Origin of the sequence: Halorubrum sp. FL23, from assembly GCF_052439115.2 — an archaeon.
In the GTDB taxonomy this organism is placed as follows: domain Archaea; phylum Halobacteriota; class Halobacteria; order Halobacteriales; family Haloferacaceae; genus Halorubrum; species Halorubrum persicum.
The window spans coordinates 189,676-210,188 of the sequence record NZ_JBQVRO020000004.1; the positions used below are offsets into that span (position 1 = coordinate 189,676).

A 20,513-nucleotide genomic window follows, 5' to 3' on the forward strand; every position below is an offset into this window, starting at 1 on the left:
TTTCTATGTGAGAGAAGCACATGTATGTAACATGGCACAAACGGGAACGCGGCAGCCCACGGTCGACGTCGGCTCGTTGAACGGGCTCCACTGGGTAGGCATCGTCGCGACCCTGGTCTCCGCCGTCGTCCACCTCCTCCTCGGCGTCAGGATGATTCCGTCTCCGATGGGGATCAGTTTCATCCTCGCGGGGCTCGGCTTCGTCGGCGGGGTCGGGCTGCTCCTGGTCGACTATCGACGGCGAGCGGTGTACGCGGTCGGGATCCCCTTCACCCTCGCCCAGATCGTCCTGTGGTACGTCGTCAACTTCGCGGGGGGGACGAAGTCGTTCCCGGCCGAGGTCGGGGCGCTCGGCGCCGCGGACAAGCTCGCCCAGGTGGTGTTGATCGCCGTGCTGGTCGCCCTCCTGCGCCGGTAACCGTGCCGACGCGGAACCGCCGACCCCGACGCGAACGCGTCGCCGCGATCGCCGGGGCGAGGGGTGACGGGTAGATGGCCGAGGCGCGCCCGCGGTGGTCCGTTCGCGTCGGGGTCGGCGTCGGACTGCCGCTCGTCGCCGCGCTCGCGCTCGCGGTGCTCCTGTCGCGGTTGTTGCCGGCGACCGCGGCGGGCCGATGGGGGCTCTCTCCCCCCGTCGTCGCCGGGGTCTGCTGGGCCGGACAGCTCTGGTACGTCGGCTACGGGATCGATCCGGGGAGGGCGACCGGAGCGGTCTGGCGGCGACTGTTCGGGCTGGCGAACGCGGTCACGCTCGTGCGGGGGGCGCTGTACGCCGTCGTCGCCGGGTTCGTCGTCGTGCCGACGGCGACGGCGCTCGCGTGGGTGCCGGCGCTGTGTTACGGGGGCGGCGTTGCCCTCGACGGCCTCGACGGGACCGTCGCTCGGACGGTCGGGCGGGAGACCGAAATCGGTCGCCGGCTCGACATGGCGTTCGACACCTTCGGATTCGTCGTCGCGCCGCTGGTGGCGGTGCTGTGGGGGTTGTTACCGGTGTGGTACCTCTCCATCTCCGCCGCGCGGTACGTCTTCCGCGGCGCCGTGTGGGCGCGGCGCGTCCGCGGCCTGCCCGTCGGCGACCTCTCCGACGGCGACCTCAGTAGATACCTCGCGGGCGTCCAGATGCTGTTCGTCACGATCGCGCTCGTCCCGCCGGTACCGACGGAGTTCGTGTGGGCCCTCGCGCCCGTCGTCCTCGCCCCGTCGCTGGCGGTGTTCGCGCGGGACTACCTCGCCGTCAGCGGCCGGCTCCCCGGCCGCCGGTGAGGTCCCGGAGGGTCACTCGTACTCGAAGATCACCTGCACCGCCGCGTCGGGCGCCGAGTCGAGCAGCTCGTACGCTTCAGCCGCGCGCTCGAAGGGGATCCGGTGGGTGATCAGCTCGTCGGCGGGGATCCAGTCGAGCCGGTCGAGCGCCGCGTCCATGCGCCGGTCGCGGTCCCAGCGGCCGCGCAGCTCCGGGCTGATCGTGGACACCTGACTGGAGACGATGTCGATGCGGTCCCGGTGGAACCGCCCGCCCAGATCGATCGGCTCGCGCTTGGTCCCGTACCACGAGCCGACGACGACCCGCGCGTCGTAGCCGACCGCCCCGATTGCCTCGTCGAGCGCACTCGGCTGCCCGGACAGCTCGATCGCGATGTCGGCGTCGTCGACGCCGGGGGGCGCGTCGGCGGACGCGGTCGCGGCGAGTTCGTCCGGCGTCGCCGTTCGGTCGGCGCCGAGCGTCGCGGCGAGCGCCCGGCGGCGCTCGAGCGGGTCGACCACGACGAGCGATTCCAGCGGAAACGCCGCCAACAGGCGAGTGACACAGAGCCCGATCACCCCGGCGCCGAACACCACGACCCGTTCCCCGATCCGCGGGGCGGCGTCGAGGACGATGTTCGTCGCCGTCTCGACCGACGGGAGCAGCGACCCCGCCGCCGGCGTCGTTCCCGGCGGCAGCGCGACGACCGAGTCGGGAGTCGCGCGGAAGCGCGTCTGGTGCGGGACGAACGAGAACACCGACCGGCCGACCCAGCTCGGGTCGACGTCGCCGCCGACCTCGCGGACGACGCCGCTCGCGGCGTAGCCGTACCGGAGCGGGTACGACAGGTCCCCGTCGAGCGCGTCGAGCGTCTCGTCAGCCGGGAGCTCGGTCGGGACCTGGTCGCGGTAGACGAGCAGCTCCGTCCCGGCGCTTATCGCCGATGCGCGGGTGTCGACGAGCAGTTCGTCGGCGGCCGGCGAGCCGACCGTCGCCTCCCGCACCTCGACGGTCTCCGGGCCCGTGAAGTAGAGCGCGGCGTCCGTCATCGGGTCGCGAATCCGGTCCGGTCGCGGGCGGCGCCCGAGCGACGCCGCGGGCTTCGGGTCGGCTGGTGGTGTGACACGGTGCGTTCCACGGACCGTGCGATGTTAAGTCCTCGCGCCGCCCGACGGGCGAGCCGAACGCGGCGAGTGGACGGACGTGAGAAACGATCCGAAGGATCGAAAGCGGAAGCGAAGGTGGAAGCGGAAACAGAGCCGAAAACGGAGCCAAAAACGAAAGCCGCGTCGATGGACGGATACCGCGGGATGCCTAGCGGATGACGTCGAGTCCGTTGTTCTTCTCGGTCGGCTCGCTGCCGCCGTCGGACTCCCACGCGCCCTGCTCGGTGCCGCCCGAGGCCGCGGCGGTACCGGCAGTGCCGTTCGCCTCGGCCGCCCGCGAACGCGAGTCGCCGAGGTCGTCGCTGTTCACCGCGGCGCGGGACTTGTCCGCCTGCTTCTGGGTCGACGGACCGAGCACCTGTGCGCTCTGGACGCCCGTCATAATCGCCATGACGCGGACCTTCCCCTTGTACTCGTCCTGGATGCGGGCGCCCCAGATCACGTTGGCGCTCGCCTCCAGCCGCTCGGTGATGTTGTTCGCGATGCCCTCGGCCTCTTTGAGCGTGAGGTCCGGACCGCCCGTGATGTGGACGAGCCCGCCGCTCGCACCGCGGTAGTCGACGTCCAAGAGGGGATGGTTCATCGCGTCGTTGACCACCTCTTGGGTCTTGTTCTTGTCCTGGGTCTCGCCGACCAACATCACGGCCACGCCGCCCTGGTTCATGATGGTCGACATGTCGGCGTAGTCCAGGTTGATGAGGCTCGGCTGGGTGATCGTTTCGGAGATCCCCTTGACCGTCTCCGCGATGATCTGGTCCATCACGGAGAACGCCTTCCCGATCGGCAGGTTCGGCACGTAGTCGAGCAGCCGGTTGTTGTCGAGGACGATGATCGAGTCGGCCTCGTTGCGGAGGTCCTCTAACCCCTCTTCCGCCTTCACCGTGCGGGCGCGCTCGACGTTGAACGGCGTCGAGACCATCCCGACGACGATTGCGCCCTGCTCTTTCGCGATCTTCGAGACGACCGGCGCCGCGCCGGTCCCGGTGCCGCCGCCCATCCCGGCAGTGACGAAGACGAGGTCGGCGTCGCCGAGCACCTCTTTGATCGTTCCCTGGGCCATCTCGGTGGCGCGCTCGCCCATCTTGGGGTCGCCGCCGGCGCCGAGCCCCTGCGTGAGCGACTTGCCCACGAGGATCTTGGTGTCGGCCTCGATCATCTTGAGGTGCTGTTTGTCCGTGTTGATGGCGACGGTGTCGGCGCCGTCGACGCCGATGTTGTACAGTCGGTTGACCGTGTTGTTGCCGGCGCCGCCGGCACCGACGATGACGATTCGGGGGTCCCCGAACTCGTCGTCGTCCATGTCGACGTCCATGTCGCGCTTCTCCGCTTCCGCGTTGTCAAGGGCGTCCTGAACGAGATCTTGCATCAGTTTACACCTTCGCCCAGTTGCGGTTGCGGCCGCGCTCCTCACGCTCGCCGTCCTGTTCGTTCAACATGTCGCGGACGGCCGACCGGATCGCCTCGCTCCGGTTCGGGAACTCGCCCGTCTCGACCATCTGTTCGACCTCGTCGATCTGCTGTTTCGGGATTCGTAGTGTCACACGCTCCATTGGTATTCCCCCGGTAAGACGGCGACCACGCGACGCGTGTGTCTTACAGCGACGAATCGCCCGACGACAGGGGGTCACCCCGTCCCGGACGGCCACTGTAAGACGACCGTCTTACGCAGTTGTAGTCACCGAGTCTACTATTATAAAACTACCGGTGGTTGTAAGACAAAAAGTAAAAACGGCCGATATCTGGCGTATACATGCGTATAGGCGGGAGTTAGCGATCTTTCAACACGTCGGCAGCGGGGGTTCGGCGTCCGCACCCGGGACAGAAGGCCCAGTCGGTCCGCAGCTCGTCACCGCACTCGCAGAACGCCCTGTGGGACTGCTTCTCGCCACAGTTCGGGCAGTAAACGTGGTCAGACGGGACGTTTTCGCCACATCCGCCGCAGACATTTTCGCGTGTTTGCACGTCCGAATCGGCCGGCGTCTTACGCGTTTGCTCGTCGGCGTCTGCGGTCGCCTCACGTGTCACACTCGCGTCGTCCCCGTCGGCACCCGGAGCGTCGAGAGTGACGTTTACGTTGATGTCGCCGGCGTTTCCGGGCGTATACGCAGAGTGAGGCGCCGTCGAAGTCGCCGGCCGGTCGCCGAGCCGCTCGTCCAACGCGGCGTCGAGCCGATCGGCGATGAGGTCGTCGATCCGATCCGCCAGCGCGTCGTCGACCGTCGCGTCCGACGCGGTCACGTCGCCGGCCTCGTCCCCGTCGATCGCCCCGTCGAGGTGGGTCCGGAGGGCCTCCCGCATCACCTCGCTTTTGGAGGCGTCACACGCTTCCAGCCGCTCGACGAGGTCGTCGTCGGCACGGAAGGTGATCTTGCTCATACCGAATCGGTATCAACCCTCGCTACAAGTATCTTCTCCCCGTGTCTGACGGTCGACAGACACGTTTCACACTGCTGAAACGGATCCCCCGTCAGCGGTCGAGATCATGCGACACGAACACACATGTCTGACGCAGATTTATACGGCCCGCGTGGGCATACGTGTGTATAATGAGTAACCGCGTGGAGGACCTCGAGCGGCAGGTTGCGGAGCTACAGGCGGCGGTCAACGGGCTCACCGAGGAGCTCGTCGAGATGAAAGAGCGTGTCCGACAGGTGGAAGACGCTCAGGAGGTGTCCGTTGCTGCCGACGCCGCCGAGTCGGCGGAGCCGGCGCGCGACGAGCCGACGGACGCGGACGACTCGGCGTCCGAGGCGACCGGCGGCGAGCGCCAGACCCACTCCGACGACCACGTCGAGGTCGTCGAACGGACCGACGACGGGTCCGGAGAGACCGAGGCCGCCGACGGCGAGGAGAGCGCCTCCGGCGACGACGTGATCGTCCCCGATCAGGAGGCGGCGACGCCCGACGCCGAGGCCGCCGAGGAGTCGGGCGCGGACGGAGAGGGCGACGAGGAGTCCGACAGCGACATCATCGTCGCGTAACCTGCGCTCACCCTCCCGCGACACATGCACATCACAGAAGTGGTTTTAGACGGGTTCAAGAGCTTCGGACGAACGACGAGGATCCCCTTTTACGACGACTTCACGGTCGTCACTGGGCCGAACGGCTCCGGAAAGTCGAACATCATCGACGGGGTGCTCTTCGCACTCGGGCTGGCTCGCACCAGAGGGATCCGTGCGAAGAAGCTCACGGACCTGATCTACAACCCCGGTCACGACGGCGGCGAGGGCGCGGACGGCCCGAACGAGGCGTCGGTGACGGTGGTGCTGTCCAACGAGGACGGGACCCTCGACCGCTCGCAGGTGGTCTCCGCGGCCGGGACGGAGAACGTCGGAGACGTCTCCGAGATCACGATCAAGCGACGCGTCAAAGAGACCGAGGACAACTACTACTCGTACTACTACCTCAACGGGCGGTCGGTGAACCTCTCCGACGTGCAGGACCTGCTCGCGGCCGCCGGGGTCACGCCCGAGGGGTACAACGTCGTGATGCAGGGCGACGTGACCGAGATCATCAACATGACCCCCTACCAGCGACGGGGGATCATCGACGAGATCGCGGGGGTCGCCGAGTTCGACGCGAAGAAGGAGGCCGCCTACGAGGAGCTGGAGACCGTCGAAGACCGGATCGGGGAGGCGGACCTCCGGATCGGAGAGAAGCAGGACCGGCTCGATCAGCTGGCCGACGAGCGCGAGACGGCCCTCCAGTATCAGGAGTACCGCGACGAGCTCGACGAGTACCGCGGCTTCCTCAAGGCCTCCGAGCTGGAGGAGAAGCGCGAGACGCTCGCGGGCGTCGAAGCGGACATCGACGACGCCGAGGCGGACCTCGAAGAACTCCGCGTCGAGCTCGACGCCAGACAGGGGAAGCTCACGCGGCTGGAAGAGGACTTAGCCGATCTCAACCACGAGATCGAGACCAAAGGCGAGGACGAACAGATCGAGATCCGCTCGGAGATCGAGGAGGTGAAAGGCGAGATCTCGCGGTTGGAAGACCGGATCGAGACCGCCGAGGAGCGCGCCGCGGAGGCGGAGACCGAGCGCCGGGACGCCTTCGTCCAGATCGACCGCAAGGAGGAGACGATCGAGGAGCTCGACGACGAGATCCGCGAGGTGAAAGTCGAGAAGGCGTCGGTGAAATCCGAGATCGCCACGAAGCGGTCCGAGCTCGCGGACGTGGAGGCGGAGATCGAGGGCGCCGACACCGAGTTCGACGAGCTGAAGGCGGAGCTCGCGGAGAAAAAGGGGTCGGTCGAGTCGCTGCGCGAGGAGAAAAACGAGCTGCAACGCGAGAAGGACCGCCTGCTCGACGAGGCGCGCCGGCGCTCGAACGCGGTGAGCGAGGCGCGGACGGAGCTCGAGGAGGCCCGCGAGTCGCTCCCCGAACACAAAGCGCGGATCTCCGAGCTGCACAGCGAACTCGACAAGGCCCGGAAGAACGAGGAGACGATCGAGGACGCGGTCGCCGACCTGTTCGCCGACAAGGCGGAGCGGAGCGAGCGGCTGGAGGCGATCGAGGCGGACCTCCGCGAGAAGCAGAACGAGTACGCGAAGCTGGAGGCGGCCGCCGACCAGCGCGGCGACGCCTCGTGGCCGCGTGCGGTGACGGAGGTGAAGAACGGCGGGATCGACGGGGTCCACGGCGCGGTCGGCGAGCTCGGCTCGGTCGAGGCCGAGTACGCCGAGGCGTGCGAGACGGCCGCTGGCGGCCGGCTCGCGAACGTCGTCGTCGACGACGACGGAGTGGGGTCGACGTGTATCGACTACCTCAAGCGGCGCAACGCGGGTCGGGCGACGTTCCTCCCCATCACGGAGATGGACGACCGAAGCCTCCCGCGCAAACCCTCGGTGCCGGGCGTCGTCGACTTCGCGCGTAACCTCGTGGAGTACGACAGCGAGTACGAGTCGATCTTCTCGTACGTGCTCGGCTCGACGCTGGTCGTCGAGGATATGGCGACCGCCCGCGACCTGATGGGCGACTACCGGATGGTGACGCTCGACGGGGACCTCGTCGAGAAGTCCGGAGCGATGACCGGCGGGTCGGGCGGCGGCTCCCGGTACGCGTTCACGAAGTCCGGCGGCGGGAAGCTCGAACGGCTCGCGAGCGAGATCTCGGAGCTGGAAGACGAGCGACAGGCGCTCCAGGCCGAGATCGACGAGCTCGAAGACGACATCGACGACGCCCGCGACCGGAAGGCCGACGCCGCGGAGCGCGTCCGGTCGTTGGAGGCCGACGTCGAGCGCGCCGAGGACGAGTTGGCCGACGCCGAGGACCGCATCGACGAGCTCGAGGCGGAGCTGGAGGAGCTCGAGGCGGAACGCGAGTCGGTCGACGCGGAGATGAGCGAGCTCGACGCCGACATCGACGAGCTGAACGCCGACATCGACGAGCTGAACGCCGACATCGACGACATCGAAACGGAGCTGGCGGACTCGAAGATCCCGGAGCTCTCGGAGCGCGCCGACGAGATCCGCGGCGAGATCGCGGACCTGGAAGACCGGATGGGCTCGCTCGAGGGGCGGCGCAACGAGCTCGAACTCGAGAGGGGGTACGCCGAGGACGCGGTCGACGACCTCCACGACACCGTCGAGACGGCGCAGAACCGGAAGGCCGAGGCCGAGGAGGCGATCGACGAGTACGAGGCCGAGATCGCGGAGCGAGAGGAGACGCTGGAGGCGAAACGCGAGGCGATCGCGGAGCTCGAAGAGGAGCTCACGGAGCTGAAGGCCGACCGCGACGACCTCCGCGACGAGATCACCGAGGCGACCCGCGAGCGCGACGAGCAGCGGTCGCTCGTCTCGGAGGCGGAGTCGGACTTGGAGGACCTGACCGATCGCCGCGACCGGCTGGAGTGGGAGATCGACGAGCTGGAGTCGCAGGTCGGCGACTACGACGCCGACGAGATCCCGGACCTCGACGAGGTGGAGGCGCGGATCGAGGAGCTGGAGGCGGAGATGGACGCGCTCGAGCCCGTCAACATGCTCGCGATCGACGAGTACGACGAGGTCCAGGAGGCGCTCGACACGCTGCAGGAGCGCCGGGACGTGCTCGTCGAGGAGCGCGACGCCATCGAGGAGCGCATCGAGGGGTACGAGGCCGAGAAGAAGCGGACGTTCATGGAGACGTTCGAGTCGATCAACGACCACTTCGAGGAGATCTTCGCGCGCCTCTCGGCCGGCAGCGGCGAGCTCCTCTTGGAGAACCCCGAAGACCCGTTCGAGGAGGGGCTGACGATGAAGGCCCAGCCCGCCGACAAGCCGGTCCAGCGGCTCGACGCGATGAGCGGCGGCGAGAAGTCGCTGACCGCGCTGTCGTTCATCTTCGCGATCCAGCGGCACAACCCCGCGCCGTTCTACGCGCTCGACGAGATCGACGCGTTCCTCGACGCGGTCAACGCCGAGCGCGTCGGCGAGATGATCGAGGAGCTGGCCGATGACGCCCAGTTCGTCGTCGTCGGGCACCGGTCGGCGCTGCTGGAGCGCTCCGACCGCGCCATCGGCGTCACGATGCAGGGCGACAACCTCTCGGCGGTGACGGGGATGCAGTTCGGCGACGACGGCGAGGAGGAGGTGACCGCGGATGACTGAGGAGTCGGCGGGCGGCGTTCCGGACCTCGACCTGACGAGCGATCGGGACGGCGGACCGCGGGACGGAGCGGCGTTCAGCGAGGTCGTCGAGGAGACCGACGAGCGGACGAGCACGGGCGACGGAGACGCCGGAGACGGAGACGAAGAGACGGTGGAGCCCGTCGAGCTCCTCGTCCAACTCGCCGAGGAGGGCGAGATCGAGCCGTGGGACATCGACATCGTCCAGGTGACCGACGCGTTCCTGGAGCGGCTCGACGAGACGGACCTCCGGACGACCGGACGGGCGCTCTTCTACGCCAGCGTCCTGCTCCGGATGAAAAGCGACGGGATGCTGGCCGACGACGACGGGGACGACGAGGAGCCCGAGCCGGAGCCGTGGGAGGTCGCGATGGAGGGCGGCGCGGCGGACCCCGCCGACGGCGACATCGATCCGATCGACAAGCTCGAGGCGGAGATGGACCGCCGGCTCGAACGGAAGAACACCCGCGGCTCTCCCGAGACGCTCGACGAGCTGGTCCGGGAGCTCCGCGAGGCCGAGCGCGGCTCGTGGTGGAAGGACTCCCGCGAGTACGACACCTCGGAGTCGCCGCACGGCCACGCCCGCGGCACCCAGACGCTCGATTACCACGCCGGCGACGAGTTCCGGCAGGACGGGGAGCCGACCGCCGGCGAGGCGACCGACCGCACCCACGACGAGGACATCGAGGAGGTGATCGTGGAGATCGACAACGCCCTCCGGACCCACTTCGACCACGGGCGCACGGAGGTGTTGTTCGCCGAGATCGAGACCGCCGGCGGCCGCCCCTTCATGACGTACCTCGCGCTGCTGTTCATGGCCCATCGCGGCTCCGTGCGACTCCAGCAGGACGACCTGTTCGGCGACCTCTGGGTGAAAGACCCGGCAGCGATGACCGGGGAGTCAGAAGCGATCGCGGACTGATAGCTCGGTCGAGTCGAGGTCAGTCCTCGGCGTCCGGCGCGGCGGTTTCGGTCTCGGTCTCGGTGCTGGCGTCCTTGTCTTCCTCCTCGGAGCGCGCCGCGACGAGTGCGCCGCTTGCGACGCTGTACATCGGCTCGTCCGGCGAGCGGACGCCGCTGATCGAGAACGGCATGTTCGCGTCCTTGAGGTGGTCGGCGAACAGATCCTCGAATCCGCTGGGGCTGGAGGTGCCGCCGGTGACGACGACCGGCACGTCGAGTCCCTCTTCGACGTCTTCCTCGTCGACCTCTCTGCTGATGTTTTCGATGACGTAGTCGAGCAGGTTCTCGTAGTAGATGGCGAGCGCGCCCTCGACGCCGCCGACGTCGGTCCGGAAGTCCAGCTCGAAGTCGTCCTCTTTGATGCTCGTCACCTTGTCGACCGGCGTCCCGGTCGCCTGGGCGGTCTGTTCGTCAACCCAATCGCCCCCGCGGGCGATGGAGAACTTCATCACCGGCACCGCGTAGTAGGCCAGACAGACGTTCGTCATCCCGGCGCCGAAGCTGATACCGAGGCCGGTGAAGTTCTCGTCGGCGAGCTCGGAGTAGATGACGGCCATGCCCTCGTTGATCGGCTCGGGGTCGTATCCCATCTCACCGAGCATCGACTCGAGGGTCTTCTCGTGGTACAGCGTCGACAGATCCGAGTCGATCGGGTCGGCGGGACTCGAGTAGTACAGCCGTTCGTCCGGCCGCGATGGCTCTCCGACGACCTGCTCTGTGATGAGCTTGATCATCGGGATCGCCGACGACTCGTTGCTGGAGAGGATGCCGTGCTGCATCGGCCGGCGTGTTTCCTCGTTGAATATGTTCGCAAAGTTAAGCGCATCGTCGCCGACGACGTACACCTCGTCGTCCTTTCGAATGTGAAGGACGTTGCTCCGTGAGAGCATCTGCTCGGCCATATCACTATACTCGATCTCGACGAATGAGTTGCGCTGTTGGACGAAAACGGTTTCGGCACCCTCCTGCCGCGCGGAGAGGATGTTCATCGTTCCGACGTCAAGCCCCTTGGCCATACTCGACGTTCATAACCAATCCACATAAGCTTTCGTAGCAGCCGCATCGGTGGGGCGTTTTCACCGCTACAGCGGGGAGCTCTCTACGCCCGGACGGGAGAAGTCCGCCGCTCCGGCGGGCGCTCTGTACCGCCCCGGTCGACGGTCTCAGGGTCCTCCGCGGATCCGGTCGACGAGACCGCGGATCCGGTCGGTGAGTCCGTCGGTCTCGTCGTTCTGTTCCGCGTCACGCTGTTGCTCGCGCAGTTCACGGAGCGCGGCGGCCTGATCGTCGGTACTGCCGCCGCTCGCGGTCTCGACCTCGCCGCCCTGTAACCCTCTGAGCTGCGCGACCGCGGCGTCGACGCTGCCGTCGCCGGTTCGGGTCTCGGTGCTTGAATCCGGCAGCGAATCGCGGTTGATCTCGTCTATCTCGCTCGTGTTGAGGCTCAGCCGCCGGGTCTCAGTGCGCTCCACGCCGCCCCACGAGAGCTCGGCGTCGCCGAGCTCGCGGTCGATGTCCGCGCGCACCTGCTCGTCGCTGACGGTCTCGTCGCTCTCGTCGGCGCCGTCGTTCTCCTCGGCCGCCGTCGCGCCGTCCGTGACGCGTTCGACACGGTGGGCGACAAGCGCGACGCCCGTCGCCGCCACGACGAGCGCGATGCCGACGCTGTAGAGCGCGATCACCCGCGCGCTGTAGTCCGGGGGGACAGCAACGTTCCAGTCGTGCGGGTACGCCCACACGAATACGCCGACCGCGGCGACGGTCACGGCCGAGCCGGCGGCCGCGACGTACAGCATCCGCTTGTCGACCGGCAGTAGGACGACGATCCCGAGCAACAGGGCCGGCAGCCCGACGGCCGCAGCGACGCCGGCAACCTCTCTGACGGCGTAGGTCGACAGCTCGGTCGGCGGCAGCGTAGCGCTGTAGAGGAACACGGCGACACCGACCGCGCCCAGTCCCAGCCCGACAAAGAACAGTCCGAATCCGGCGTAGACGTCGACCGTGCGGTCGGGGTCGCCGACGTATCGCCGGTAGTAGCGGAGGAGTCGGTTCGCGTCGGTCGGCTCGCTCATGCGTGGGCGTATCGGGCCGAGTGTAATGACTGTTCCCCTGACCCCAGTGCTTTACCACCCCGACGACGAAATGCGAGTGATCAGCAGTGGAACCGGACTGTCCGCGGTGCGGGAGAGAGCTGACGGCGTTCGCGCTGTCTGGCATCGAGGCGTTCACTTGCGAGGCCTGCGGCTACGTCGGCGTCGAGGCCGACCACTCCGGCGAGCCGCGCTCCGCAGAGAGCTGGGAAGACGCGCTCCGCCGGTTCCATCGCGATGACGACAGATGACTATGCACACGATCGAAATAACCGAAGACCAGTACGACCGCATCAGGGCACTGCGCGAGGAGCTCGCTGACCACCACGCCGACCGCTACACGTCCGTCACGCTCCCCGACGGCGTCGCCTACCTGTTGGACCTAGCTGAGGCCGTCGACGATCCGGACCGCACCGCCGAAGTCGGGACGGGCGACGACGCGGGTGCCGTCGGCGCGGGCAGCACGGACGGGACCGACTCCACCGACGGGCCCCGACCGTTCCCGCGCGAGGCGCTCGAAGCCGAACTCACCGAGCGGAACCGTCGTCACACGGACCCGGAGGCCGCATCGCGAATGGACCTCTACGAGATCGCCGCCGAGTACGACGTCTCAGGTCGCAGCAGCATGACGAAAGGGGAGCTCGTCACGGCGATCACCGAGGCGGTCGAGCGGCGGTACACCGATCCGCTCGCGCCCGTCGACGTGGACGTATCCGGGCTGTCGCCCGAAGACAAGGGAAGCGACGACAGCGAAGAGGAGATCGACGACGGCGGCGAAACCGTCGACGAGCCCGGCGAGCGCGATGAGGCCGGCGACGGATCGACCGACGACGGCGGGCAGCTCAACGCGATGTTGAGCCTGCTCGAGACCCACGAGGACAAGTGGCGGTCCGCCGACGGCGACGCCCGATACGAGGTCGATCTCCCGGACGGAAGCGTCGAAGCGGCTAGAACGAAAGACGATGTTCGCGCGGTGCTCTTCAGACACTACTGACCATGGGAGTGATCGAGACGCTCAGGTCGTGGCTCGGACTCGGAGACGACGCCGGCCGGGGAGAAGCCGAGACCACGGACGGTGATACTGCGACGGCCGACCCGCCCGCTGAGGACGCCGCGGACGCGGACGGAGAGCCGAGACTGGACCCGGAGGGCGCGACAGAGACCCGAGTCGAGACGACGGAGACCGCGGTCGACGCGCTCAGGGAAGCCCGCAACGCGGACGACGCGGACTCTTCGGGCGACACCGTCGACGCGGACGACCGGGGTAGCGGGTGAGTTACTTATAAGTAGTCGCCCAGCAGCGGCTCGACGCGCTCCTGGGTCTCCTCGGGGATCGCCTCCGTGGGCGTGTTGACGGTGCCGTCGAGGGAGGCGTGCGCCTCGCACTCCAACTCGTCCGGGAGCGTCCGCACGGCCTCCTCGACGGCGGCCTTGATCGCCTTCTGGTTCTGCTCGGCGTTTTCGAGCACCTCGGCCAGCGTCACCTCGCTGTCCGCCTTCCACACGTCGTAGTCGGTGACGCCGGCGATCGTCGCGTAGGCGATCTCGGCCTCCCGGGCGAGCTTCGCCTCCGGGATCGCGGTCATGCCGACCAGATCCCACCCCTGCGACTTGTAGAACTCCGACTCCGCGCGCGTCGAGTACTGCGGCCCCTCGATGCAGACGTAGGTGCCGCCCTTCACGACCGTCGTGCCGTCGCCCTCGCCCGCACCGCCGACGGCCGACTCCGCGGCCTCCGTGAGGTGGTCGACCAGTTCGGGGCTGTACGGGTCCGCGAACGGCTGGTGGACGACGACGCCGTCGCCGTAGAAGGAGAGGTCGCGGTGTTTGGTCCGGTCGTAGATCTGGTCGGGGACGACGAGGGTGCCGGGCTCCAGCTCCTCCTTCAGACTCCCGACCGCGTTCGACGCGAAGATGTGGGTGACGCCCGCTCGCTTCAGCGCGTACATGTTCGCGCGGTACGGGAGGTCGGTGGGCGAGACGCCGTGGTTCGAGCCGTGTCGGGGGAGGAAGGCGACCTCCTTCCCGGTGTCCGCGAACTCGCCGATCGTGATCGCGTCGCTGGGCTCGCCGTAGGGCGTGTCGTACTCGACCTCGCGCACGTCGTTCAGGGGGAGCGCCTCGTAGATACCGCTGCCGCCGATGAAGCCGATGGTGCTCATACGCGGAGTGCGTCCGCGCGCTACTTATACGGAGTGAAGCGGGATCACAGCAGCCACCGCACCGCCGCCAGCGCGAGCGCGCTCACGGCGAGCAGGTGGACGAGGACGGCGCCGACGGCGCCCCCGCCGACCTCGCGCATCTCTCGGAGCCGGATCGAGAGGCCGAGGCCGACGAACGCCAGCGTGAAGAGGGCGTCCGAGACGCGCCCGATCGACGCCAGCGCCGCCGGCGAGAGGAACCCGCTGTTCGCGATCGCGGCGACCGCGAGAAACCCGAGCAGGAACTTCGGGAACTCCGCCCACAGTCGGCGAACGCCGGGGTCCGTCGCCGAGCGCGCGGTGTACGCCAGCGAGTAGGCGACCGCGACCCCTCCCAAGAGGGAGTTGCGCGCGAGCTTCGTCACGGTCGCCCACTGCCCCGCTTCGGGCGAGTGCGCGAATCCCGCGGCCGCGACGGGACCGGTCGAGAACATGCTCACGCCGGCCCAGACGCCGAACTGCCGTCCGGTAAGCCCGAGCCACTCGCCCGCGATCGGGAACGCGACGAGCGTGACGGCGTCGAAGAGCAGGACGGTCGCCGCCGCGAACGTGATCGCCGACCCGCGCGCGTCGAGCACGCGGCCGATCGCGACGACCGCGGAGACGCCGCAGATGCTCGCGCCGGCGGCCAGCAGCGATGGCGTCGTCCCGTCGAGGCGGAACAGCCCTCGGGCGATCAGCTCCGCGAGGAGGAGCCCGCCGCCGACGGCGGCGACGACCAGTCCGAGCACGGTCGGCCCCGCGGCGAGGAACTCCTCGACGACCACCGCGGCGCCCAGCAGGACGATGCCGGTCTCCAAGAACAGCTTGTCGACGCCGACGCCCGGCTGGGCCGCCTCGGGCGTACCGACGGTGTTGCCGACGAGCGCGCCGACGCCGACGGCGACGACGAGCGGCTGCAGCCCGTCGACCGCGCCGGCGACGACCTGCGAGAGGAGCGCGCCGCCGGCCAGCAGTGCGAGGCCGGGAACGTACGAGCGAGCCGCGGCAGCGACGCCCATCAGAAGACGCCCGCGACCTGTCCCGCGGCGTGGACGGCGACGACTCCCAGCCCGAGCGCGAGCGCCTGCCAGCCGCGATCGAGCGCAGTCCACCGGTCGACGAGCGGAGAGTCGGGCTGACCAGCGGTGTCCGATACCATGCGCGGAGAACGTCGGGCTCGCTACTTATAAGAACGGAATCGGAGCGTTTCGGGAGCGGAGCGTCGGAGGGGACCGAAAAATGCACGTCGCGGGACGGTGTCGTGTCCACAATCGATGCCCACCACCCAGATCAAAGACCCCGTCCACGGCTACGTCGAGCTGCCGGACGCGCTCGTCGAGGGCGTCGTCGACACGCGGCCGTTCCAGCGGCTGCGGTACGTTCGGCAGCTCTCGGCGACGCACCTCGTGTATCCGGGGGCGAACCACACCCGGTTCGAGCACTCGATCGGGGTGTATCACCTCGGGCGGACCGTCTTCGAGAACCTCCGCCGGCAGTCGTACTTCGCGCGGGGCGCGACGACCGACGAACTGGAGGAGATCCAGCGCACGCTGGAGTGCGCCTGCCTGCTCCACGACGTTGGCCACCCGCCCTTCTCGCATCTCTCCGAGGGGTTCCTCGACGAGGGGGTCCTCCGGAAGCGCGTCGCGGAGACCGGGCTGGTCGACGCCTTCGACGACGCCGGCGTGGGGGGCGCCCCGCTCCGGTCGGCGAACCCCCACGAGCTGCTCGGCTGCGTGATCATCGTCGAGGAGTACGGCGACGACCTCCGCGCGTTCGACGTTGACCCCTTCGAGGTGTGCGCGTACGTGCTCGGCTACAGCCTCGCGTACGAGCGCGGCGAGCCGTGGCAGTACGGGGTCGGCGCCCAACTCCTCCACTCGCCCATCGACGTGGACCGCCTCGACTACATCACCCGGGACAACGACATGACCGGGGCGGGCGTGTTGAGCTTCGACGTCGAGCGCATGGTCGACGCCTACACCGCCCACCCCGAGGAGGGGTTGGCGCTCTCGGAGAAGGCGCTGTCGACCATCGGCAACTACCTCGAGGGGCGGATCGCGCTGTACATGTGGGTCACCCAGCACCACAAGTCGGTGTACGCCAACCGGCTCCTACAGGCGATGCTCGGCGAGTACGCGGCCGAGACCGGCGAGAGCCCGGTCACCGTCGACGGCATCTTAGACCGCGAACTCGACGACAACGCGGTGCTCGAACGCCTCCGGATCGCCGCCCGCGAGCACCCCGAGTCGACGCTGGCGTCGATGTACGACCGCTTCCGCGGGCGGCGTTTCCCGGCCACCTGCTGGAAACACCGGATCGCGCTGGCGGACCGGGTGGGCGGCACCCTCGACGGCAGCCGCAGCGAGGAGGGCGAGGAAGGCGGCCCCGACATCGACGCGTTCACCGCGTGGCTCACCGAGGGCGACGACCGGCTGGAGCGGCTCCTCGCCGACGCCCTCGACGTGCCGGTCCACGAGGTGTGGATCGACCGGTCGTACGTCCCCGCCTACGACCCCGACGAGCTGGAGGACATCCCCATCGCGTACGGCGGGACGACGCGGTCCGTCGGCGACTGGGGGTTGTACGGCGACCGCGCGTTCGACGTGCCGATCCCCTTCGTGTTCGTCCCGGACGGGACGAAGCGGCGGGCGATCCGCGTGCTCAGAGAGGCGTTCGATCGAGAGGTCGGCGAAGAAACGCGAGCGTGAAACCGAGTCAGCGAGCGGTGTCGGCTAGGTGGTGAGCGGGACCGGCCGTGAGACGCGTGTTATCGGCCGGGGGCATTCCCCGTGGCGTCGCCTGCGGCGTCGTTCGCAGCACCGTTCGCGGCGTCGCTTGCGGCACCGTTCGCGGCGTCGCTCGCGGTTTCGGCCGCGTCGCTCCCTCCGGGCGTGATCTCGGAGATCGTCTCGCCAAGCCCGCCCGCGGCGTCGCCGGCCGAGGACCCGACCTCGGCGAGGATGTCCTGGACGAACGCGGGGGCCTGCGCGGCGGCGTCGGCCGGCGGACCGACCTGCAGGGCCGCCCGAGCCGCGTCGGTTGTGAGCGTTGCCATCGTGAGCGGATCTGCTTCGAACATCGCGACTCGGCGTAGCGGGTGATTAGACAAAAGAGAGGATGGCCCTGCAGCCGGTTTGGACCGATTTGAGCCGAGTTAATTCGGTTGCAGTCGACTCAACACGGATAGCGACACCATCTCGCGGCCGCGACCGGTATCGACCGAACAGCCGGGCGATTTCGCGCGGCGCGCGGCGGGACGCGGATTCGCGAGTCGGTAGTCCGGGAACGAGGAGAGGGAACCCGAGAAGACCGAACCTCAGTGACGGGGTCGGCGCGCCCGGCTCAGTCGTCGGCTTCGGCGGGGACGCGGCTGTCGCCTTCGCCGGCCTCGGCGTCGGCGCCCTCGTCGTCGGCCCGCGGGAAGTTCTCGATCGTCGCCTCGCGGAAGGCGTCCTCGTCGAAGGCGTAGTCCTCCTCGAAGAAGTCGAGGACCGTCTGCACGTCGGTCATCGCGTTCTTCAGCGCGGTCGAGGCGCCCGGCGAGGGCGTGATGTTGAACAGGATCCCGTCGCCGGTGATCTTCGCTTCGCCCATGTCGAGCTCCTTGTTCTTCGTGTCGACGATCTGCGGGCGCACGCCGCCGTACCCCTTCGCGCGCTCGATGTCGTCGACGTCGACCGTCGGGACCACCTTCTGGACGTTCGGGAGGAACGCCCGCTTGCCGACCTCGGGGAGGTCGTACACGAGGTTCCGGACGACGTAGGGGAACAGGATGCGGTCCGAGAGGATGTTGACGTAGCTCAGGACCGACGCGGGAGAGAAGCCGAACACGTCGGCGAAGTCGCTCACGGTGGAGAGGCGACCGCGTTCGAGCGCGGGGACGAGCTTCGCCGTGGGACCGAACCGGGTGACGCCGTCGTCGTGGACGTCGGCGTCGCCGTGGACCGCCGCGAACGGGAGCTTCTTCATCTGGAGCGTGTACACCTTCCCGTTCAGCAGGTCGTCCGCGAGGAAGAAGCTCCCCGCGACCGGCAGCAGCGACATATGCTCGCCGTACCCCATCTCCTTGGCGAACTGGAGGCTGTGGGAGCCGGCGGCGACGACGACCGCGTCGGCCGCGAAGTCGCCGTCGTCGGTCTCGACGGTGAACCCGTCGCGCCCCTCGTCGACGTTCTCGACCGCGGTGCCGAGGTGGACGCCGATGCCCTCCTCCTCGCGGGCGGCGTCGACGAACGACTTCGCGACCGCGCCGTAGTCGACGACGTAGCCGTCGGGCGTCTGGAGCGCCTTGAGCTCCGTCCCCGGGTCGCGTCCCTCGACGACCTTCGGCTCCAGCTCCGCGATCTCGTCGCGACCGATCTCGCGCAGCTTCGGGAAGAGGTCGCCGAACCCGTTCTCGTGGTAGCGCTCCGCCAGCTTGTCGGTCTCCTCGTCGCCGACGCCGAGCACCATCTTGCTGCGCTTGCTGTGCATCTCCCGGTCCGGGTCGGTTCCCTCGAGGTAGCCCGCGAGCAGCTCGGCGCCCTCCTTCACTTCCTCGGCCTTCTCGAGGGTGTAGTTCGTCTCGATGTCGCCGAAGTGCAGCGTCTGGGAGTTATTCGTCCGGTGAGAGTTGATCGCCGCGATCTCCCGCTCCTTTTCGATCAGCGTCACGTCGTCGATGTCGGTGAACTTCGCGACCGTGTACAGAAGCGACGCCCCGCTAATTCCCCCGCCGACAATGATCAGATCAGTGTTCTCGGACATGCGTGGTGAAAGCTCTCACTCTCCGAGACGAACTGATCCGTTAACGTTCTTACTATCTGCCGCCGCTGATCGACCGTGAGAGGGCCTACAGTCGTCGTTTTCGGGGTTCGACGAACGTCGAATGGCGGCGTTCGGGCGGGGGCGCTGGAGGCTACGGGTCGGTGCGGGCCGCGCGGTACCGAGCGCGGAGGCGATCGAACAGCGCTCGGCCGGCGTCGGTCCGGATCCGGGGCTCGGTCGTCGCAAAGAACTCGTCGAGGTCGTCGTACTCGCGGAACGCGTCCGGGTCGCCGTCGGCGGGGTCGTACCGGTCTGCGCGCTCGTAGCACACCGCCTGTAGACAGACGTCGAGGAGGTCACACTCCTTGACCAACACCGCCTCGGGCGACTCGCGGGCCTCGTACGCCTCCCACGCGTCGCGGACCCGATCGGGGAGCGGGCCGGCGAGGTCCGCCATCGCCTCGCGCTCGGCGGCCTCCTTCGCGGCCGGATCCACCGAGTCAGCGGTCGAATCGGCACGCGTCGCCACGTCGCCGGTCTCGGCCTCCGCGACGTCGTGGACCACGGCGAGCCGGAGCGCGCGGTCGAGGTCGAGGTCGGGCAGGTCCTCGCGGAACCGGTCGCCGAGCGCGAGGACGAGGTACGCGACGCCCCACGTGTGGGCGGCGACCGACTCGGGAGCGTCGACGCCGCGGAGCTGCCAGCCCGTGCGCCGCTCGTCTTTCAGCGCGTAGGCGTCGAGGAGGGCGTCGATGGCGTCGTCCGGGGTCGAGTCGTCTAGGGCCGGGTCGTCCGAGACCATCGTCGTGCGCTACTCGGCGAGCGTCCAGGCGCCCTCGCCGGCGAGGTCGGCCACGTCGCGGCGGACCATCTCGTCGAGCACCTCGTCGAGGCGACCGGCTTGGGCGACCTCCATCTCGATGCGACCGATGCCGTGGTACTCGTCGAGGTAGTGCCGAACGTCCTCTCGGTCGAAGACGGTCTGGTCGGCGCGCTCCATCGCGCCCTCGGTGAGGTCGATCATGTCTTCGAGGAAGTTCCACGGGTAGACGACCCACGTCCACTGCTCCAGCCGCTCGCCGACGAAGTCGGGCTGGAACTCCGAGGTGCCGAGCAGCTGGAGGGTGGCGGTCCGGACCGCGCCCGCGTTCCGGTCGTCGACGTACTCCTCCGCCCGGCTGATCGAGCCGCCGGTGTCCGCGATGTCGTCGATGATCAGGACGTCTTTCCCCTCGACGCTCCCCTCGGGCATCGGGTAGCGGATCTGCGGCTCGTCGCTTTTCTCCGCGGCGCCGACGTAATGCTCCATCTTCAGGCTCGTGAGGTCGTTGAGCCCGAGGAAGTCGCAGATGCACCGCCCCGCGAACCAGCCGCCCCGGGCCAGCGCGACGACCACGTCCGGCTCGAAGTCGGCGCGCTTCACCGCGTTCGAGACGTTGCGGCAGAGCCCGTAGATGTACTCCCAGTTGGTCAGGGTGCAGTCGAAGTCGTCCGGGAGATCGCTCATACGACCG

Annotated in this window: 22 protein-coding genes; 9 read left to right on the forward strand and 13 right to left on the reverse strand. The window is 68.5% G+C overall.

The features are described 5' to 3' along the window. The first annotated feature begins 31 nt into the window (after positions 1-31). Positions 32-418 (forward strand): DUF7475 family protein, encoded by a 387-nt coding sequence (locus ACT4MF_RS06875; protein WP_444682093.1) that lies wholly within the window; start codon positions 32-34, stop codon positions 416-418. A gap of 74 nt (positions 419-492) precedes the next feature. Continuing rightward, complete coding sequence (locus tag ACT4MF_RS06880) at positions 493-1,263, forward strand: CDP-alcohol phosphatidyltransferase family protein (protein WP_444682092.1); 771 nt, start codon at positions 493-495, stop codon at positions 1,261-1,263. Positions 1,264-1,275: 12 nt separating this feature from the next. Here ACT4MF_RS06880 and ACT4MF_RS06885 read toward each other — a convergent pair whose 3' ends face one another. The 4 genes from ACT4MF_RS06885 to ACT4MF_RS06900 all read right to left on the reverse strand — a co-directional run bounded on the left by ACT4MF_RS06885 (position 1,276) and on the right by ACT4MF_RS06900 (position 4,785). Next, complete coding sequence (locus tag ACT4MF_RS06885; RefSeq protein WP_444682091.1) at positions 1,276-2,292, reverse strand: zinc-dependent alcohol dehydrogenase; 1,017 nt, start codon at positions 2,290-2,292, stop codon at positions 1,276-1,278. A 265-nt stretch (positions 2,293-2,557) separates the two neighbouring features. Continuing rightward, positions 2,558-3,775: a cell division protein FtsZ gene (gene ftsZ / locus ACT4MF_RS06890; RefSeq protein WP_099255913.1), complete on the reverse strand. Its 1,218-nt coding sequence runs from the start codon at positions 3,773-3,775 to the stop codon at positions 2,558-2,560. A gap of 4 nt (positions 3,776-3,779) precedes the next feature. Next, positions 3,780-3,959: a transcriptional regulator CdrS gene (cdrS, locus tag ACT4MF_RS06895; RefSeq protein WP_099255914.1), complete on the reverse strand. Its 180-nt coding sequence runs from the start codon at positions 3,957-3,959 to the stop codon at positions 3,780-3,782. 217 nt (positions 3,960-4,176) lie between these two features. Continuing rightward, positions 4,177-4,785: a double zinc ribbon domain-containing protein gene (locus ACT4MF_RS06900; protein WP_099255915.1), complete on the reverse strand. Its 609-nt coding sequence runs from the start codon at positions 4,783-4,785 to the stop codon at positions 4,177-4,179. A 170-nt stretch (positions 4,786-4,955) separates the two neighbouring features. Here ACT4MF_RS06900 and ACT4MF_RS06905 point away from each other — a divergent pair, with 170 nt between their 5' ends. The 3 genes from ACT4MF_RS06905 to ACT4MF_RS06915 are packed head-to-tail and all read left to right on the forward strand — an operon-like array spanning position 4,956 to position 9,936. Further along, complete coding sequence (locus ACT4MF_RS06905; protein WP_444682090.1) at positions 4,956-5,390, forward strand: DUF7518 family protein; 435 nt, start codon at positions 4,956-4,958, stop codon at positions 5,388-5,390. Positions 5,391-5,414: 24 nt separating this feature from the next. Continuing rightward, on the forward strand, positions 5,415-8,996 hold the full coding sequence (gene smc / locus ACT4MF_RS06910) for a chromosome segregation protein SMC (protein ID WP_444682089.1): 3,582 nt from the start codon (positions 5,415-5,417) through the stop codon (positions 8,994-8,996). Beyond that, positions 8,989-9,936 carry a segregation/condensation protein A gene (locus ACT4MF_RS06915; protein ID WP_444682088.1) on the forward strand — a complete coding sequence of 316 codons (948 nt, stop codon included), beginning with the start codon at positions 8,989-8,991 and terminating at the stop codon, positions 9,934-9,936. The genes smc and ACT4MF_RS06915 overlap by 8 nt, the downstream gene beginning before the upstream one ends. 19 nt (positions 9,937-9,955) lie before the next feature. Here the strand turns inward: ACT4MF_RS06915 and ACT4MF_RS06920 are convergent, their stop codons facing one another. Together ACT4MF_RS06920 and ACT4MF_RS06925 are read right to left on the reverse strand one after the other, a co-directional pair. After that, positions 9,956-10,993: a disk-shape morphogenesis protein volactin gene (locus ACT4MF_RS06920; protein ID WP_444682087.1), complete on the reverse strand. Its 1,038-nt coding sequence runs from the start codon at positions 10,991-10,993 to the stop codon at positions 9,956-9,958. Between the two features lie 147 nt (positions 10,994-11,140). Further along, a complete protein-coding gene (locus ACT4MF_RS06925; protein ID WP_444682086.1) occupies positions 11,141-12,049 on the reverse strand; it encodes a cell division protein CdpA domain-containing protein in 909 nt (302 codons plus the stop codon). An 86-nt stretch (positions 12,050-12,135) separates the two neighbouring features. Here ACT4MF_RS06925 and ACT4MF_RS06930 point away from each other — a divergent pair, with 86 nt between their 5' ends. The 3 genes from ACT4MF_RS06930 to ACT4MF_RS06940 are packed head-to-tail and all read left to right on the forward strand — an operon-like array spanning position 12,136 to position 13,342. After that, positions 12,136-12,318 (forward strand): TFIIB-type zinc ribbon-containing protein, encoded by a 183-nt coding sequence (locus tag ACT4MF_RS06930; protein ID WP_099255921.1) that lies wholly within the window; start codon positions 12,136-12,138, stop codon positions 12,316-12,318. Between the two features lie 2 nt (positions 12,319-12,320). Further along, positions 12,321-13,061 carry a Rho termination factor N-terminal domain-containing protein gene (locus ACT4MF_RS06935; RefSeq protein ID WP_444682085.1) on the forward strand — a complete coding sequence of 247 codons (741 nt, stop codon included), beginning with the start codon at positions 12,321-12,323 and terminating at the stop codon, positions 13,059-13,061. A gap of 2 nt (positions 13,062-13,063) precedes the next feature. Further along, positions 13,064-13,342, forward strand: coding sequence for a hypothetical protein (locus tag ACT4MF_RS06940; protein WP_444682084.1), 279 nt, complete (start codon positions 13,064-13,066; stop codon positions 13,340-13,342). Between the two features lie 5 nt (positions 13,343-13,347). Here the strand turns inward: ACT4MF_RS06940 and mtnP are convergent, their stop codons facing one another. From mtnP to ACT4MF_RS06955, 3 genes are read right to left on the reverse strand one after another with little or no spacing between them, the layout of a single operon-like run. Beyond that, positions 13,348-14,229, reverse strand: a complete 882-nt coding sequence (gene mtnP, locus ACT4MF_RS06945; protein ID WP_444682083.1) for an S-methyl-5'-thioadenosine phosphorylase — start codon at positions 14,227-14,229, stop codon at positions 13,348-13,350. Between the two features lie 44 nt (positions 14,230-14,273). Then, entirely contained in the window at positions 14,274-15,269 is a 996-nt protein-coding gene (locus ACT4MF_RS06950) for a YeiH family protein (protein WP_444682082.1), read from the reverse strand. Beyond that, on the reverse strand, positions 15,269-15,409 hold the full coding sequence (locus ACT4MF_RS06955; RefSeq protein WP_180271812.1) for a hypothetical protein: 141 nt from the start codon (positions 15,407-15,409) through the stop codon (positions 15,269-15,271). The genes ACT4MF_RS06950 and ACT4MF_RS06955 overlap by 1 nt, the downstream gene beginning before the upstream one ends. Before the next feature lie 115 nt (positions 15,410-15,524). Here ACT4MF_RS06955 and ACT4MF_RS06960 point away from each other — a divergent pair, with 115 nt between their 5' ends. Beyond that, positions 15,525-16,961, forward strand: a complete 1,437-nt coding sequence (locus ACT4MF_RS06960) for an HD domain-containing protein (protein WP_444682081.1) — start codon at positions 15,525-15,527, stop codon at positions 16,959-16,961. 59 nt (positions 16,962-17,020) lie between these two features. On the opposite strand, the gene ACT4MF_RS06965 is transcribed toward ACT4MF_RS06960, so the two are convergent. The 4 genes from ACT4MF_RS06965 to ACT4MF_RS06980 form a co-directional block, all read right to left on the reverse strand. Beyond that, positions 17,021-17,308, reverse strand: coding sequence for a hypothetical protein (locus ACT4MF_RS06965; RefSeq protein ID WP_444682080.1), 288 nt, complete (start codon positions 17,306-17,308; stop codon positions 17,021-17,023). 287 nt (positions 17,309-17,595) lie between these two features. After that, positions 17,596-18,999 (reverse strand): FAD-dependent oxidoreductase, encoded by a 1,404-nt coding sequence (locus ACT4MF_RS06970; RefSeq protein WP_444682079.1) that lies wholly within the window; start codon positions 18,997-18,999, stop codon positions 17,596-17,598. Between the two features lie 151 nt (positions 19,000-19,150). Continuing rightward, a complete protein-coding gene (locus ACT4MF_RS06975; RefSeq protein WP_444682078.1) occupies positions 19,151-19,801 on the reverse strand; it encodes an HD domain-containing protein in 651 nt (216 codons plus the stop codon). A 9-nt stretch (positions 19,802-19,810) separates the two neighbouring features. Next, positions 19,811-20,506 carry a phosphoribosyltransferase gene (locus ACT4MF_RS06980; RefSeq protein WP_099255930.1) on the reverse strand — a complete coding sequence of 232 codons (696 nt, stop codon included), beginning with the start codon at positions 20,504-20,506 and terminating at the stop codon, positions 19,811-19,813. Between the last annotated feature and the right edge of the window lie 7 nt (positions 20,507-20,513).